This window comes from Solibacillus cecembensis (assembly GCF_050272495.1).
Classification (GTDB): Bacteria; Bacillota; Bacilli; order Bacillales_A; family Planococcaceae; genus Solibacillus; species Solibacillus cecembensis.
This window is the reverse complement of sequence record NZ_JBNNMF010000023.1, coordinates 1-15531: the sequence shown is the minus strand read 5'-3', so window position 1 is coordinate 15531 and position 15531 is coordinate 1. Positions and strand designations below refer to the sequence as shown.

Below are 15531 nucleotides of genomic sequence, written 5' to 3'. Positions count from 1 at the left end.
AACATTTCAGCAAATTTATTATAGAAACAAGCTTTTGTCCCATCATTCAATAAGTAAGAAACCTTTCTATTAATGAAGCATTATGAAAATGGTATATCACGTGCAGACATAGCTAGTGAATATGATATTACGCCTCCTACATTAGATCGTTGGGATCAAAGTTTCTGTTTCAAGTAATTCTTATACATTTCCGATTCACTTCCCCCTTTATCCACAAAAAAAATGCTGCACCAAATGAAATCATCTTGGCACAGCATCATTTTACACATTCTTATTTTAATTTCACTCGTTGTAAACGAAGCGCATTTAATACAACTGATACAGAACTGAATGCCATTGCAGCACCTGCTACCCATGGTGCTAATAATCCGATAGCTGCAATTGGTATCCCCATTATATTATAGGCAAATGCCCAAAATAGGTTTTGTTTAATATTGCGCATTGTTTTGCGGCTCATTAAAATCGCATCCGCAATACTGTTAAGGTCACCACGGATTAGTGTAATGTCCGCAGCTTCCATCGCTATATCTGTTCCTGTCCCAATCGCCATCCCGATGTTGGCTGTCACTAATGCAGGTGCGTCATTGATTCCGTCACCAACCATCGCAACTTTTTTCCCTTGAGCTTGCAGTTTTTTCACTTCTTCTGCTTTGCCCTCTGGTAATACTTCTGCAATCACCGCATTTACAGCCACTTGTTCTCCAATGTATTGCGCTGTACGTTCGTTATCACCTGTCATCATAATCACATGGATGCCCATGTCTTGTAGACGACGGATCGCTTCTTTCGATGTTTCTTTCACTGTATCTGCAACTGCTACTAAACCTGCATACTGACCATTAATCGCAGCAAGCATCGCTGTTTTTCCGTTGCGTTCTAATTCTTCCATCTTCGGTATTACTGCATTAATATCGATACCATATTGCGCCATTAATTTTCGTGTACCAACGACTACGCCTTGCCCTGAAACCGTTGCCTGTATACCATATCCAGGTATTGCCTCAAAAAATTGAACGTCGCCAAGTTCTATACCACGATCTACAATGCCTGCCACAATTGCTTCTGCCAATGGGTGCTCTGATTGTTTCTCTGCCGCACCAATGAGTGATAAGAATTTTTCCTCTTCACCATTTACGACAATAACATCTGTTAAGACTGGTTTACCATGTGTTACCGTACCCGTTTTATCAACAACGACTGTATCAATACTTTGTGTTTGTTCTAAGTGCTCGCCGCCTTTGAAAAGAATGCCAAATTCAGCTGCACGACCAGAACCTGCCATAATTGAGGTTGGAGTAGCAAGGCCAAGCGCACATGGACATGCAATAACTAATACCGCAATAAACACTTCCAGTGCTTTTGTAAAGTCACCTGGTGTTACCCATAAAATCCAAACTAAGAACGTTACAACTGCGATTCCGACAACAATTGGTACGAAAACACCTGAAATTTGGTCTGCTAATCGTTGAATTGGCGCTTTAGAACCTTGCGCATCTTCCACAACTTTAATAATTTGAGCTAATGCTGTATCACGACCTACTTTCGTTGCCGTCATTTTAATAAAGCCATTTTTATTTATTGTTGAACCGTATAAAACGTCACCCGATACTTTATCAACCGGTAAACTTTCACCTGTTAGCATCGATTCATCAACAGCTGTTGTACCTTCTAATACTTCACCGTCTACTGGAATTTTTTCGCCTGGTTTTACTAAAATCGTATCACCAATCACAACTTCTTCTAATGGAATTTCTTTTTCGATGCCATCACGAACGACTATTGCCGTTTTAGCTTGAAGTCCCATTAGCTTTTTAATTGCTTCCGAAGAACGCCCTTTTGCTTTTGCTTCAAATAATTTCCCTAGTAAAATGAGTGTAATTAAGACAGCACTTGTTTCAAAATAAAGATGTGCTTCGTGATGTGTACCTGTCGTTATAATTGCTTGATAAACACTGTAAAAATAAGCAGCGGACGTCCCCATCACAACTAAAACGTCCATATTGGCACTGCCATTTCGAAGTGCTTTATAGGCACTCATGTAAAATTGTTTCCCAATAATAAATTGCACAGGTGTTGCTAATATCATTTGTACCCAAGGATTCATTAAAAAATCTGGCATATATATGAATGATGTAAATTTGAAATGTCCCACCATCGTCCAAAGTAATGGTAATGAAAGAATTGCAGAGATAATAAATTTCTTTTGCTGTTTTTTGATCGCTTGCTCACGATGATCGGTCGTGTCTTTTTCATCTTGCTTTTGATGTGCACCGTATCCTAATTTCTCAACCTTCGCGATAATATCTGCAATCGATACCTCAGAAGGGTTAAACTCGATTGTTGCTTTTTCGAGCGCTAAATTCACGTTCGCTAATGCAATACCCTCCATCTTATTTAAACCTTTTTCAATACGTGTCGAACATGCTGCACACGTCATTCCCGTAATATTGAACTCTGCTTTTTGTTTCACAACACCATAGCCTAGTGCCTCAATCTTTTTCTCAAAATCAGCTTCACTTAGTTTAGATGGGTCGTATTTGATTGAGGATTTTTCCAGTGCTAAGTTGACATTTGCCACTTCGACACCATCCATTTTATTTAAGCCCTTTTCAATACGCGTTGCACATGCCGCACATGTCATTCCAGTTATTTGCATATTCACTTCTTTTTGATTTGAACTCATGTTGTTATTCACCTCTCCTCATACCGTATAGGGGTATGTATTTTTGTAAAGAAGAGAGTGCTGCGAGAGCACTCCTTTTTATTTAATATCGTAGCCTTGATCGTCAATTGTTTCTTTAATTTGATCTAGTGAAACCTGTGCTTCATCAAAAGCAACTTCCACTAAACCTTCTGCCAAATTTACTTTGACTTCGTTAACGCCTGCTAGAGCACCAACACTACCTTCTACTGATTTAACGCAATGCCCACAAGACATTCCTTCTACATTTAATGTTACGTTTTGCATAATTTCTTCTCTCCCTTATTCTTTTATAAATTAATTTATACAACATAGGGTGATATACCGCTAAGCTCTATAAGATTGTTCACTTATTTTTTCATCAACTTTTGAACTGTGACAAGCAATTCATCTAACACGAATTCGTCACCTTCTGACAAACGATCGACGACACAACCCTTTAAATGCCCTTCAAGTAAGATTTTCGCGACACTATTTAAAGCTGACTGAGTTGCGGATAATTGTGTAATAATATCATCACAATAAACATCCTTTTCAATCATTCCCTTAATGCCTCGAACTTGACCTTCTATGCGATTTAAGCGAGTCGATAGATCTTTTTTTACTTTTTCAGGGTGATGACTTTTGCGACATGATGCTTCTTCTTCAGCATGACAAGTAACATCTTCTAATGAGTTTTTCAATTACTCGCCTCCTAACCTTGTTTTTATAATACCATACCCAAGTGGGGTATGTAAAGTGAAAAAATAAATTATTTTTAATTTATTTTAAAATTAATTTCCAATCCTTAATATAGCTATCTTTATTCATCACAATCATTCATGTTTTGCGTGGTCTATAGCTTGATGCAATAAGTTCATTACATGGATATCATCACTTGAATAAAATAAAGTTGTTCCTTCACGGCGAAATTTTACTAATCGTAAATTTTTTAAAAATCGTAGTTGATGAGATACGGTAGACTGTCCTAAATTCAGTGCTTCTGAAATATCATTCACCGAATGTTCTGCGCAGCACAGTAAATTTAATATGCGAATTCGTGTTGGATCACTTAACGCTTTAAATGTTTGCGATACAACAAACAATGTTTCTTCATCTAATTCATGTGGGTTAGTTTGTACTTCTTCTTTCATTCTAAACGATGCCTCCTTTAATAAATCCATTTTAATATGAGCATATGTTCATGTAACAATTAATATTGAGACTGTATCATAGAAAGTCAAAAGGAACTACTTTAAGTGAACGATTTTAAAAACAGGAGAAAAACGTCATTGTTTTTTCCCCTGTTTTAGGTGTTCTTCTTATATAAGTTGCTATATAGGCTTCACTTTTTCATTAACTTTTGAACGGTAACAAGTAATTCATCTAATACTTCTTCGTCACCTTCAGCTAAACGATCGACGACACAGCCTTTTAAGTGACCTTCTAGTAAAATTTTCGCCACACTATTTAATGCCGATTGCGTTGCCGAAATTTGTGTAATAATATCATCGCAATACACATCTTTCTCGACCATCCCTTTAATGCCACGAATTTGGCCTTCAATACGATTTAAACGTACTGTTAAATTTTTCTTCACATGCTCTGGGTGATGACTTTTACGACATGCCACAGTTTCTTCTGTCGACTCATTCAATACTTCAATCTTATTTTCCAAAACAAAGCCCCCTTACTGACTACTTACCTTATTATACACAAATCGATTGGACAAAATAGTCTCAGGATTTAAGCTATTTTAGGAAAGCAAACTGTTTTCCTTTAATGATGATGGTGTGCATGTGCATCGGGTGGATCGGCTTTCGCAGTACATAAAATCGAATGATCATGTTGATGTGCACCTGTCTCTAGTTGAATCGTAACGTGCTGAATATTTAGATGCTGTAAATCATGCTCTATTATTCGAAGTAGTTTTTCGCCTTCCGCAATCGTCATTTGGTCATCCACCACGACATGGCAAGAAAGTGCATTCAAACCACTTGTAATCGACCAAATATGCAAATCATGCAGCCCTTTAATTCCATTCTTCTGTTCAATTATTTTTACAACATCGTCTACATCAACATTTTGAGGTGTTCCCTCCATCAAAACATGTAACGAAGCTTTTGTTACATAGTAGCCGCTCCGTAAAACAAGAATTGCCACAATGACACTCGCTAATGGATCCGCCCAGCCCCATCCAAAGAATAGAATGAGCAAGCCTGCAATGATGGCACCAACCGAGCCCAACATATCACTAATAACGTGAAGATAAGCCCCTCGCATATTTAAATTTTCTTCCGTGTCCCCGCCGCGCATCATAATCCAAGCGACAATAATATTCACAGCTAAACCAATACTACTAATAACAAGCATACCGGTCGTCGCAACTTCAGGTGGATTCGCAAAACGTTCAATTGCTTCAACGAAAATGAACAGCGCGACAAGTATAAGCGTCACACCATTAAAAATCGCTGCTAACACTTCAAAACGTTTATAGCCATAGGTTTTACTATGATTCGCTGCTTTTGCCCCTAACGTAAAAGCTAGTAAAGCGATCCCAAGTGAAATGGAATCACTTAGCATATGACCTGCGTCAGAAAGCAGGGCCAAACTGTTCGTCACATACCCCCCTACCGCTTCGACAACCATATAACTCGTTATGATTAAAAAAGAAATGAGTAACACTTTTTTATTTGCACTATGTGCGTGATTGTGATCATGATGCCCCGACATAACTATCCCTCCATCTAATTCATTTTTGTATACAACCAATATATGATTATATGTTCATATATCGATAATAAGGAGTTTTTCATTTTTTGTCAATACATAAATTTCGAGGGGTATACTGTTTTTTACAATAAATCAAGGGTATATAATAGGGACGAACACTGTATACGTAAACTTTCTTTAAAAAAATTTTTTCACCTATTTACATACCATACTAAGGTATAGTAATATGATTGCAATAGGGAAATGGTAAAGATGATTCATTTACGCATCTAGCGCACACTTTTTGGGGCGATAATTTATATTTCACTCGAGATTTCCACCTGTGTACAGTTGATAATTTTTTTGTTTTTCACATACCCCCTATACGTATTAAATCCACTATAAAAGGAGGTCTTAAACTATGCAAAATTTAAAATTTAACGTACAAGGAATGTCATGTGGAAGCTGTGGAAAGAAAATTAACAATAGTCTTCACCAAATTGATAATACGATGGAAATCGAAGTCAATGTAGGAGAAGGTATTGTTAAAGTGGCGTATGATGAAAACCGCGCATCAATCGAACAAATGATCCAAGCGATTACGTCACTCGGTTATACAGTAGTCGACAATAACAACTAATAAATATAAAAAAATTAACCATTAAATGACAAAATATATAAATAAATAATGAAAAACATACTAGGAAGTGTTTCTTCAAAAGAAAGGTAACTATTTTTATGACTGAAATCGAAAGAAATGTAAAGTTAGCTGTTAATGGGGGCATCGCCTTTGGTTCAAAATTGAATGCAAAGCAGCTTGTATTACTTGCAGAATATTTAGGTAATGAAGAATTAGAATTAACAACGTTTCAACAGCTATACATTCAAGTAGCTGAAAGTGAAGTTGATGTCATAACGAAAAAGTTCAATGAAGCTGGCTTGTCTGTTTACCCTGTTGGAAATTACGTAAAAAGTTTACGTCACTGTAATTTCTGTAAAGGAGAAGAACAAGAAGGAATGCCCGTTGCTAAGGAAATCAATCGACGAATTGCCGGCAAACCTGTTCCCTTCACACTTCGCCCTGCATATGCAGGTTGCCCTATCGGATGTGGAGAACCTCTTGTAAATGACATTGGTGTATTAAAAGTTAAAAATGGCTATGATTTATACATTGGTGGATATGCTAAGGGGGCTGACGCGAGAGTTGGAACACTCGTAAAAGCGCAATTACAACCTGACGAACTATATACCCTTATTGACAAAATTTTAGCTGTTTATACGGAGCATGGTAAAAAGCGTGAATCCTTCTCCAAATTCCTAAATCGATATGGTTTTGATTTGCTTACAGCTCAGATTTTAAATTAAAGGATTTTAAAGAAATACCTACATGTGGGAAATATCTTACCTTGTGTAGGTATTTTTAATGGTACAGGATGTTGTACATTTTTATAAGGGGTAGCGTCAGAATAATGCGGATTTACAACGTTAAGAAATATGCATAATATTATTCATTAAATTCGATAGTGTAGTTGTGTTCCAAATACCACTTAAACATTGCTATGACTGACTTTTGAAGAAAGCTCATAAAACATCGTATACACAATGTTCATAAGGAAAGCCACAAAACGTTGATTTTAACAACATTCGTGGCTTAATGGTGTATCCTCAAACGTTTGTTTGGGAACATTTATTAGGATAATTCTTGTATATTTTATAAATCGTTGTTTCAATAAAGCACGGGTTAGTTGAGCAAATTTTAAATATCCTTTTTAAATATCCTTTTTAAAAATACGTTTTAAATCAAAGAAACCAATCGTTCCACAAATTATTACCCCTACTGATAACAATGCAGACATAAACCAATTCTCTCCCCAACTTACAACAACACTACATAAACAACTTATAGCGACAACTAACGCAGCATAATTATTGCGCCATTTTTCAAGTTTAGAATTATTTTTATTGCTCAACCTTTATCACGCCTTTAATTATATAATTACCTAACTTTTATTTGGGAACGTTATTTAATTTCCACATGTATAACAGTACAATTGAAATGTTAATGTTTGCATACAAACAAACGAACTTCTTACAAATCAGCTTGTTTTAGTAAAACTATTTGACTTCAAGTTTTAAAACATCAATATATTGTTTAGCTTCTACTAATGAAAGCCCTAATGTTTCTCTTACTTTTTTTACTGCCTTGACATCATTACCTTCTTTTAAGAGTTGTCTTAATTCGTTATTTATTGGGCTTTCAGGTACATCAAATTGTTTAGAAATCTGTTCCAACTTATATTCCAAACCTTTGACACGACTACTAAGTTTAATGACAGTAGAGAGTAGATAAATAAAAATAAATAATATCAAAACATAAAAAATATTAAATTCCATGAAAATTTCTCCTTTAAAACTATTATTACATTTACGGATTAAATCACGAAATGTTTCGATAATTTTTTCGTTGATAAAACATAAACCCTCACAAAGTGTGGTTTGGGGACATACTGATTATAAACAGCTAAAAGCACCCCCCACTCAAAATGAATGGGGAATCGTTACCTAACTTTCATTTGAGAACGTTTATTAGGTTTAGTTTGTATACATTATAATCTTTGTTGCACTAAAACTCCTATTAGAATAAATACATTATACAAATCATTTTGTTGAAAGAATTTTTTCACATACAGGTAAAATTTCTTCTATATCCATATATCTTTTTAACAGGCTTTCAGTTACTTCAATAGAAAAATCTTGTTTATCTTTTTCAGTAAGAGAAAGTGCTGATACTATACTTTGATGAATTTCGTAAAAGGTTGGATACTCACCAGTTCTTTTATAGTTAATTGCTGCTTTGTGGATTATTGTAGGAACCTCATAATACTTATTAGCATCCACCCTTAATTTTAAAAGTAAATAGTCTAAATCTTTTTTATCAATCTGTTCGTTCTTCTCAACCACTCTGATTAATAGCCCTACAGCTTTATTTAACTTTTCCGTTAATTCAAAAGTTGTTCCATCAAGCCTATCAATATGGTGAATTTCTTCCTCAATACGTTTAATTCTTTCTTCTAATACATTTATATTGTTCATATTTACTCCCTCTACAAATATTTACTTTCAAAATATTGGGTGTTACTAACTATATTTTCGATTGCAGAAAAAAACACATAAAGGCTTACAGAATTTTTGTATAGACATACGAATTAATAATTCTTTTACCGAAATCTTATTAACTGTATATTTTCTAATAATAGATTCAAACACATCATAATCCAGATAATTCTCTTCTTGTTTTAAATTAGCTTTTGGAAATTGATTATTTAACGATTGACAGATTACAATTGTTTTATCAGGCTGTACTTTTATTACCGAAATATTTGGAATAAATGTTAAAAGAAAATCTATTTCGTCTGAACTTAATTGCTCTTTTACTAGCCATTCCGTTACTGTTAAATCATCCATATTATTCTACCCCTTATATCATAATTAAAAAAGCATATTCCTAAAGATTCATAAATCCTTTTATAAATTACTTTACCATGAAAACCATAATCCCCATCGAACTAAATTGGCTCGTTAGCTAAAGCATAAACATACCTAAAACGTCCTTCATTTGGGAACATTTTTTTATATAGATTTGTAGTACAATATTGGATAAGTTAGGATAATTTATAGGCGGGATTAAATGTTTTAAAAAAACTAGCCAATGAGGAAGCCGTAAAGCAATTCGAAGATATTTTGAAGACTATAGATGTTATGAAAGAAAAAGATGTAAAGTCATTTTTAAAACTAGTATATGCGAGATTGGATATTGTTGAAAACGGGAATACAGAATATAAAAGTGACCAATGTGTGAAAGATTTAATGTCCAAATTTAAAGACCTTATTAGGCTTAAAAAAATAAAAGCAGAAAAAAATAATAAGGAATGAACACATTTCAAAGATCATAAGGGGCTTTAAATGCGTTTTAAAGGTAGTCTCTTTTCGCCACAGTTACACGAGCTTTAAAGCGTGCCTTTCGTCAAATGATTAACTAGCCAGGACCAAGCCAGTTACGTTCGCTAAAAACACTGGCTAAGACCCAACAAGTCTATCACGTGCCTGCTCACTATAAAGGAATCGTTTCGCTAAATTATCACAACAAATTCCACTATATCCCATTTCGTCACCTGAAATCATATTTAATATGTTATTATAATATTGGAAATGAGGTGGGATTTTGACTTCTCAAAGTAATAAATTTAAATCATTAATAAAATATATTTTGATATACTTATTTATCTTTACTTTTGTCTATTTAGGCGTGATGTTATGGAAATATGTAGCTGGGGATGAAATGACTTGGATTAAATCATTTATATTGATATTTACTTTACCACTTATCATTTTGTTACTAAAAATAATATCAAAAAAAAGTCGTTATTATGACGACTTTTTTAACTATTAAGCACCTATGCATTTAATTTGGATATATCCTAAAGTCAATACTATTCCATGGATACCACCTTTAACACCAGCTTTAATTAGATGTTCTGCAGCTAATAATTGTTTTCCAGTTGATAGTGCTTCTATTGCATCACCTAAACTAGAAAATTCCTAAGGCATCTTCCAAGTTTTCGCGAATTCATCAATTACACACTAATTGCAAGAAGGTGCTTGCGTTGAAGATTTATATGTAGTAACTGAAGAATCAGAAAAATCTAATGTTTTATTTTTTTCGATACATGCATTTATATTTTTGTCTTCATTATTAAAATCTGTATATTCTTGAGGTATATAACCTAACTCTTTTTCTGTTTTTTGTAAATTAACTTCTGCATTTCCCATAGGAGTAAAAACAGTAATTACTAATGTTAAAGTTAATATACACGAAAACATGGTTTTGGTGCAAACACTTGAAGAAAATATAATAAAGTGAATGATTTCTAGTGACCCCTGGTCTTAAGCAGCTAATCCAAACAGTTGATGGATGAATTCTTTTTAATTTTGGACGGACTTCTCCCCTTGGAGAGTCTTTCCTTTTTTGATCATGTGCATAGCCTCTATCCCAGCAATAATTCGATTGGCATTCCGTAAGGACTTTAATCCAAGCATCGGGCGAATTCGTTTTTTAATAAAGCGATGATCCTGCTCTACGATATTGTTGAGATATTTAACTTGCCTTAGTTGGATGCCTTCGGGTATCTGCTTTTCTTCTTTTAATTCTTGGATACTGATGGGATAAGCTGGGTTCTTGTCTAATGTTATCACTTGAGGCTTAGAAACGTGCAAAAAAGCCAAGGTCTTCTTAAAAAAGCGCTTGGCTGCTTGTTTATCTCTTGATTCACTTAAATAAAAATCAATGGTATTCCCTTCTGAATCAATGGAACGATATAGATACATCCATTGACCTTTTACTTTGATAAAAGTTTCATCGACTATCCAGGAATCATTTGTTGGCTTAAGATGACGTCGAACTCTTTTATCTAATACCGATCCATATTGATGAATCCATCGTATAATGGTTGTGTGGACCATTGATAAACCACGTTCTTCCATCATCTCAACTAAATTACGAAAGCTCAAGTTGTACCGCCGATACCATCTCACTGTTAACAAAATAATCTCAGGTTGATAATGTTTCCACTTGAATACATTTTGCTTTTCGATACTGATCACACACCGTTTTTAGAGTAATAGTATCAGTATGTCCAAGATTTAGAGTTTAATTGCCATTGTCTTGAAGTTTTTGCACCAGAATCGGTTCATTTGATCAATCTCATATTATAGGTGAATAAATAGGCCTTAGAACAGACAATAAAATTTTGTTGTCTGTTTTTTATATGTATAAAAGATTATTTAAAAGGTACTTTTAATATGCCCTAATCTATTAAATCTAATATCCTTCAATAAGTTTGGTATATTCCCTTAAACTTATGCATATTCTATTAATTAGAACAATAAAGGAGGATAATTGTAGTGAGTAATATAGAAAAAGGTAATTTCTCAGAAGATAAAACAATCAACTTTCTTTCACAAACTCTCCTAAAAAATATTAAGACTATTAAAAACTCACTAGGTAATAGCAATGATATTATTATCCGTGAATTTATGATAGGAAAACCTATAGAGATACCAATAGCAATTATCTTTACGGATGGTCTTGCCGATAATACTTCGGTTACGGATTTTATAATAGAATCTATTATTAGAAATTTTGAAATAAATTCTGAAACTACTTTGCAAGATATTACATTGCAATTAAAAACTCAGTGTTTATCTGTAGGGAGTATAAAAGATATTGTAGATTTCCCATCATTATTTAACGCAATTTTAAACGGGGATACCGTTATCTTATTAAATGGTAGTACAAAAGGAATAGCTACAAGTACAAAAAGTGCCAAAGACAGAGCCATATTAGAGCCTGCAACGGAGTCTGTAATTAGAGGACCTAGGGAATCATTTACTGAAACTTTAAGAACCAATACCGCCTTAATTCGACGGAAAATTAAAAGCCCGAACCTTTGGATAAAATCTAGAGTTATTGGTAAAGTTACTCAAACAGAAATAGCTGTAATGTATATAAATGGAATAGCCGATGAAAAAATAGTTAAGGAAGTACTTGATAGATTAGATCGAATAGACATTGATAGTGTCTTAGAGAGTGGTTATATTGAACAATTAATTCAAGATTCAAAGTTCACCTTATTTCCTACTGTTTTTAATTCAGAACGTCCAGATGTAATAGCTGGAGACTTACTTGAAGGAAAAATAGCTATTTTAGTAGATGGTACACCTTTTGTCTTAATTGTACCTGCATTATTCTCTTCTTTTTTGCAATCTGCAGAGGATTATTATCAGAACGCAATTATTAGTTCGTTTGTCCGTCTTATTCGTTTTTTTGGAATTAGCCTGGCATTAGTTGCGCCTTCTCTATATATTTCTTTAACGACTTTTCATCAGGAAATGATTCCAACACCCTTACTGATCAGTATATATGCACAAAGAGAAGGTATTCCATTTCCAGCAATTGTCGAGGCTTTTATTATGGAAATTGCATTTGAAGTTTTAAGGGAAGCAGGTCTAAGGATGCCTAGGATGATTGGACCCGCAATCTCTATAGTAGGAACATTAATTATTGGTCAAGCAGCCGTTGAGGCAGGAATTGTTTCAGCAGCTATGGTCATAATTGTAGCTTTAACTGCAATTTGTAGTTTTCTTTTCCCTGCATATGGTCTATCCAATTCAATCCGTATGTTACGCTTCCCATTAATGGTCTTAGCAGCTATGTTTGGACTTTTTGGAATCTTTATAGGACTAATGTTTCTAATTATACATTTATGTAGTTTACGTTCATTTGGCGTACCATATATGAGCCCATTTGCACCTTTAATTCCTCAAGATCAAAAGGATGCTTTAATAATATTCCCTCGTGGTTCATTACTTACTCGCCCAAGATTGATCAGTCAAACTAATAATGTGAGAGGTCGTAAAAATAAGTAAGCATTAAATGATAAATGAGGTAACTCAATGAAGAAGAAACTATTCATTTTACCAATCATCTTTCTACTTTTAATTTTAAGCGGTTGTTGGAGTAAACGTGAATTAAATGAATTAGCACTTGTTGCAGCGCTCGGTATTGATTTTATTGATGGTGAATACGCCATATCTGTACAAGTAATTAATCCTAGTCAGGTTTCCTCCAAACAATCTGGAGGTGGACAAGCACCAGTTGTCACCTATCACGCTAATGGAAAAACAGTATTTGAAGCTGTTCGAAAAATATTAGCCTTGTCCCCTAGAAAACTATATTTTGCTCATTTACAAATAGTAGTTATCGGTGAGGAATTAGCTGTAAACGGTTTACGAGATACCGTTGATTTTTTAGCTAGAGATCAAGAGTTACGAAATGATTTTACAATTATCGTATCTCAGCAAGCAACTGCAAAGGATGTTTTAAATGTATTAACCCCAATCGAAAAAATCCCTGCCAATAAAATGTTAAATTCTTTAAAAGGTATGGAAGATGCATGGGGCTCCACTTTAGAAGTTGATATTGAAGATTTAGTGACATATTTAGGAGTAAACAACCACGATTTTGCTCTATCAGCCATTGAAGTACAAGGGGATAAAAGTTTAGGCATAGACCAAGCAAACGTAGAAAGAATAGAAACGCCCGTAATACTTAAGTTTACTGGCCTCGCTATTTTTAAAGAGGATAAATTATTAGGTTTTATTGATGAATATGAAAGTAAAAGTTTAAATTATTTAAACGATAATATTAAATCAACAATTGAAATTATTGCTTGTCCTTCTGATGGAGAGTTAACAACGGAAATTACTCAATCTAAAACTAAAACAAAAGGGATAATTAAGGATGGCAAGCCTACAATAAATGTTAGCATCGATGTTGTTCAAAATGTTGCTGAGGTCAAATGTGATATTAATTTGACAGAAATAAAAACTATGGATTGGATAAATAATCAAACTGAAAAAACCATTGAAAAAAGCATTGTTCAAGTGCTGAAAATTCTTCAAGAACATTATCAAGCAGATGTACTTGGTTTTGCGGATGCGATTCATCGTGCTGACCCTACAGAATGGAAAAAGATTAAAGACGACTGGCAAACAATATATCCTGAAGTAGAAGTTAATGTTAAAGTTAATGTCAATACACAAGGAATAGGGACTTTGCAAAACTCGAAATTAAAGGAGTAAAAATGATTATGCTAATCACGTTAGGCATATTTATGATTTCAATTGTAATTATTTTAATTGAACTTCCTAAATTAAAAAAAGGCGGTACTAAACTAACTTTGACATTCTCTATTTTGTTAATCATTGGGACATCCTTAAACATTGCTATTGGTTTAAATTTCTTCATTATCAGCCCATTGGACGCAATTATTTATTTTTTTCAACCAATCAGTGACTTTCTAATAGAAACATTGCTAAATAAAAATAATTTATAAGAGGCATATATTATGGAAAAACAATTGATAAGCTCCCGACAATTCACAATAATTGTTATTCTCTATACAGTTGGAACAGGAATACTAATTATTCCAGCAAGCATAGCTCTAGAAGTAAAGCAAGATGCTTGGATTGTAGCAACTATAGGTACTTTATTAAGCTTACTTTTAATTAAGCTATATATTGTTTTATCAAATAAAATGACGAACCTTTCTCTTGTAGAAGTAACTGAAAAAATTTTAGGAAGCTTTATTGGAAAATTTGTTTCTCTAGGATTTGTGCTGTTAACACTTCTATCATCAGGAGAGTTACTGTACTTCATAGGTTATTTCTTACAAACAGAGGTGATGCCCGAAACACCGCAGGCCGTATTTTCCATATTTTTCACCTTTATTATTCTATTTGCGGCATATCAGGGTATAGAAGTTTTTGCCCGTACGGTAGAAATACTGTTTCCAGTTTTCTTGTTCATATTTATTATTTTTTTGTTCTTTGTTTCACCACAAATTGATTTTAAAAATATTCAACCGGTTTTTGAAGTATCCATTCCTCCACTAATATATAGTCTATTACATTTCATGGGTCTGTTTTCGTTTCCATTAATCGTTCTATTAATGATTTTTCCTTCTGCTATTAATAACCTTCAATCTGGTAAAAAGGGCTTTTACATTGGTACAATCATTGGAGGATTAATTATAACTACTTTTATAGCGTTATCGATTTTAGTATTAGGTGTAACCAATACATCATTAAGAACATTTCCGAGTTATACATTAGCTCAAAAAATTTCTGTCGGAAACTTTTTACAACGCATTGAGATTATAATGGCTTTTATGTGGATGGTCACAATATTTGTAAGAGCTTATATATATTTTTATGCTTCTTTAATCGGCCTAAGCCAAATGCTAAAACTAAAGGATCATAGACCATTAATTCTACCACTTGGAATGGTTGCTATAGCTCTTTCTCAAATTGTTCATGAGAACAACATTCATTCCGATAAATATAACCAACAGACTTGGCCACTAATCATAGCTATTTTTTCTATTTTCTTACCAATAATATTGCTCTTCGTAGCTAAGTTTAGAAGTAAGCCCGAATTATAAAAAATAGCGCACCTCTACGGTACGCACGACGAATGGCCAGCTATCTGAATTTTTTCAGATAGCTGGCTATTTTGTACA

At 33.8% G+C, this 15531-nt stretch carries 19 protein-coding genes; 7 read left to right on the top strand and 12 right to left on the bottom strand.

From position 1 onward, the window contains the following. Positions 1 to 271: 271 nt before the first annotated feature. The 6 genes from ACQKIH_RS17745 to ACQKIH_RS17720 all read right to left on the bottom strand — a co-directional run bounded on the left by ACQKIH_RS17745 (position 272) and on the right by ACQKIH_RS17720 (position 5413). The gene (locus tag ACQKIH_RS17745; protein ID WP_427768077.1) at positions 272 to 2683 is read right to left on the bottom strand and encodes a heavy metal translocating P-type ATPase; all 2412 of its coding nucleotides are present in this window, start codon (positions 2681 to 2683) and stop codon (positions 272 to 274) included. A 78-nt stretch (positions 2684 to 2761) separates the two neighbouring features. After that, a complete protein-coding gene (copZ, locus tag ACQKIH_RS17740; protein WP_099423335.1) occupies positions 2762 to 2968 on the bottom strand; it encodes a copper chaperone CopZ in 207 nt (68 codons plus the stop codon). A gap of 83 nt (positions 2969 to 3051) precedes the next feature. Continuing rightward, positions 3052 to 3384: a metal-sensitive transcriptional regulator gene (locus ACQKIH_RS17735; protein ID WP_427768076.1), complete on the bottom strand. Its 333-nt coding sequence runs from the start codon at positions 3382 to 3384 to the stop codon at positions 3052 to 3054. A gap of 132 nt (positions 3385 to 3516) precedes the next feature. Continuing rightward, positions 3517 to 3834, bottom strand: a complete 318-nt coding sequence (locus ACQKIH_RS17730; protein WP_427768075.1) for an ArsR/SmtB family transcription factor — start codon at positions 3832 to 3834, stop codon at positions 3517 to 3519. Positions 3835 to 4025: 191 nt separating this feature from the next. Further along, on the bottom strand, positions 4026 to 4358 hold the full coding sequence (locus tag ACQKIH_RS17725) for a metal-sensitive transcriptional regulator (RefSeq protein WP_427768074.1): 333 nt from the start codon (positions 4356 to 4358) through the stop codon (positions 4026 to 4028). A gap of 101 nt (positions 4359 to 4459) precedes the next feature. After that, a complete protein-coding gene (locus tag ACQKIH_RS17720) occupies positions 4460 to 5413 on the bottom strand; it encodes a cation diffusion facilitator family transporter (protein ID WP_427768073.1) in 954 nt (317 codons plus the stop codon). 400 nt (positions 5414 to 5813) lie between these two features. On the opposite strand from ACQKIH_RS17720, the gene ACQKIH_RS17715 reads away from it, so the two are divergent. Beyond that, positions 5814 to 6032: a heavy-metal-associated domain-containing protein gene (locus tag ACQKIH_RS17715; protein WP_427768072.1), complete on the top strand. Its 219-nt coding sequence runs from the start codon at positions 5814 to 5816 to the stop codon at positions 6030 to 6032. 98 nt (positions 6033 to 6130) lie between these two features. Then, a complete protein-coding gene (locus tag ACQKIH_RS17710) occupies positions 6131 to 6757 on the top strand; it encodes a nitrite reductase (RefSeq protein ID WP_427768071.1) in 627 nt (208 codons plus the stop codon). A gap of 404 nt (positions 6758 to 7161) precedes the next feature. Here the strand turns inward: ACQKIH_RS17710 and ACQKIH_RS17705 are convergent, their stop codons facing one another. The 4 genes from ACQKIH_RS17705 to ACQKIH_RS17690 all read right to left on the bottom strand — a co-directional run bounded on the left by ACQKIH_RS17705 (position 7162) and on the right by ACQKIH_RS17690 (position 8857). Beyond that, entirely contained in the window at positions 7162 to 7362 is a 201-nt protein-coding gene (locus tag ACQKIH_RS17705; protein WP_427768070.1) for a hypothetical protein, read from the bottom strand. Between the two features lie 145 nt (positions 7363 to 7507). Continuing rightward, positions 7508 to 7786, bottom strand: coding sequence for a hypothetical protein (locus ACQKIH_RS17700; protein WP_427768069.1), 279 nt, complete (start codon positions 7784 to 7786; stop codon positions 7508 to 7510). 264 nt (positions 7787 to 8050) lie between these two features. Further along, positions 8051 to 8485: a hypothetical protein gene (locus ACQKIH_RS17695; protein WP_427768068.1), complete on the bottom strand. Its 435-nt coding sequence runs from the start codon at positions 8483 to 8485 to the stop codon at positions 8051 to 8053. Between the two features lie 45 nt (positions 8486 to 8530). Continuing rightward, positions 8531 to 8857, bottom strand: a complete 327-nt coding sequence (locus ACQKIH_RS17690; protein WP_427768067.1) for a hypothetical protein — start codon at positions 8855 to 8857, stop codon at positions 8531 to 8533. A 294-nt stretch (positions 8858 to 9151) separates the two neighbouring features. Between ACQKIH_RS17690 and ACQKIH_RS17685 the strand changes: the two genes are divergently transcribed. Next, positions 9152 to 9325, top strand: coding sequence for a hypothetical protein (locus ACQKIH_RS17685; RefSeq protein WP_427768066.1), 174 nt, complete (start codon positions 9152 to 9154; stop codon positions 9323 to 9325). A 708-nt stretch (positions 9326 to 10033) separates the two neighbouring features. Here ACQKIH_RS17685 and ACQKIH_RS17680 read toward each other — a convergent pair. Next, a complete protein-coding gene (locus ACQKIH_RS17680) occupies positions 10034 to 10222 on the bottom strand; it encodes a hypothetical protein (RefSeq protein ID WP_427768065.1) in 189 nt (62 codons plus the stop codon). Between the two features lie 153 nt (positions 10223 to 10375). Next, positions 10376 to 11044, bottom strand: a complete 669-nt coding sequence (locus ACQKIH_RS17675; RefSeq protein ID WP_427768119.1) for an IS6 family transposase — start codon at positions 11042 to 11044, stop codon at positions 10376 to 10378. 309 nt (positions 11045 to 11353) lie between these two features. Here ACQKIH_RS17675 and ACQKIH_RS17670 point away from each other — a divergent pair, with 309 nt between their 5' ends. The 4 genes from ACQKIH_RS17670 to ACQKIH_RS17655 are packed head-to-tail and all read left to right on the top strand — an operon-like array spanning position 11354 to position 15453. Next, positions 11354 to 12877 (top strand): spore germination protein, encoded by a 1524-nt coding sequence (locus ACQKIH_RS17670; protein ID WP_427768064.1) that lies wholly within the window; start codon positions 11354 to 11356, stop codon positions 12875 to 12877. A 27-nt stretch (positions 12878 to 12904) separates the two neighbouring features. After that, complete coding sequence (locus tag ACQKIH_RS17665) at positions 12905 to 14092, top strand: Ger(x)C family spore germination protein (protein WP_427768063.1); 1188 nt, start codon at positions 12905 to 12907, stop codon at positions 14090 to 14092. 8 nt (positions 14093 to 14100) lie between these two features. After that, a complete protein-coding gene (locus ACQKIH_RS17660; RefSeq protein ID WP_427768062.1) occupies positions 14101 to 14346 on the top strand; it encodes a hypothetical protein in 246 nt (81 codons plus the stop codon). Between the two features lie 12 nt (positions 14347 to 14358). Next, complete coding sequence (locus ACQKIH_RS17655; protein WP_427768061.1) at positions 14359 to 15453, top strand: GerAB/ArcD/ProY family transporter; 1095 nt, start codon at positions 14359 to 14361, stop codon at positions 15451 to 15453. The last annotated feature ends 78 nt before the right edge of the window (positions 15454 to 15531 follow it).

What these genes read in the sequence shown, in the direction of transcription:
- ACQKIH_RS17715 (WP_427768072.1), top strand. Translation starts at nt 5,814, where the DNA reads ATGCAAAATTTAAAATTTAACGTACAAGGAATGTCATGTGGAAGCTGT.
- ACQKIH_RS17745 (WP_427768077.1), bottom strand. Translation starts at nt 2,683, where the DNA reads ATGAGTTCAAATCAAAAAGAAGTGAATATGCAAATAACTGGAATGACA.
- ACQKIH_RS17660 (WP_427768062.1), top strand. Translation starts at nt 14,101, where the DNA reads ATGCTAATCACGTTAGGCATATTTATGATTTCAATTGTAATTATTTTA.
- ACQKIH_RS17700 (WP_427768069.1), bottom strand. Translation starts at nt 7,786, where the DNA reads ATGGAATTTAATATTTTTTATGTTTTGATATTATTTATTTTTATTTAT.
- ACQKIH_RS17690 (WP_427768067.1), bottom strand. Translation starts at nt 8,857, where the DNA reads ATGGATGATTTAACAGTAACGGAATGGCTAGTAAAAGAGCAATTAAGT.
- ACQKIH_RS17665 (WP_427768063.1), top strand. Translation starts at nt 12,905, where the DNA reads ATGAAGAAGAAACTATTCATTTTACCAATCATCTTTCTACTTTTAATT.
- ACQKIH_RS17685 (WP_427768066.1), top strand. Translation starts at nt 9,152, where the DNA reads ATGAAAGAAAAAGATGTAAAGTCATTTTTAAAACTAGTATATGCGAGA.
- copZ (WP_099423335.1), bottom strand. Translation starts at nt 2,968, where the DNA reads ATGCAAAACGTAACATTAAATGTAGAAGGAATGTCTTGTGGGCATTGC.
- ACQKIH_RS17680 (WP_427768065.1), bottom strand. Translation starts at nt 10,222, where the DNA reads ATGGGAAATGCAGAAGTTAATTTACAAAAAACAGAAAAAGAGTTAGGT.
- ACQKIH_RS17720 (WP_427768073.1), bottom strand. Translation starts at nt 5,413, where the DNA reads ATGTCGGGGCATCATGATCACAATCACGCACATAGTGCAAATAAAAAA.
- ACQKIH_RS17695 (WP_427768068.1), bottom strand. Translation starts at nt 8,485, where the DNA reads ATGAACAATATAAATGTATTAGAAGAAAGAATTAAACGTATTGAGGAA.
- ACQKIH_RS17655 (WP_427768061.1), top strand. Translation starts at nt 14,359, where the DNA reads ATGGAAAAACAATTGATAAGCTCCCGACAATTCACAATAATTGTTATT.
- ACQKIH_RS17710 (WP_427768071.1), top strand. Translation starts at nt 6,131, where the DNA reads ATGACTGAAATCGAAAGAAATGTAAAGTTAGCTGTTAATGGGGGCATC.
- ACQKIH_RS17730 (WP_427768075.1), bottom strand. Translation starts at nt 3,834, where the DNA reads ATGAAAGAAGAAGTACAAACTAACCCACATGAATTAGATGAAGAAACA.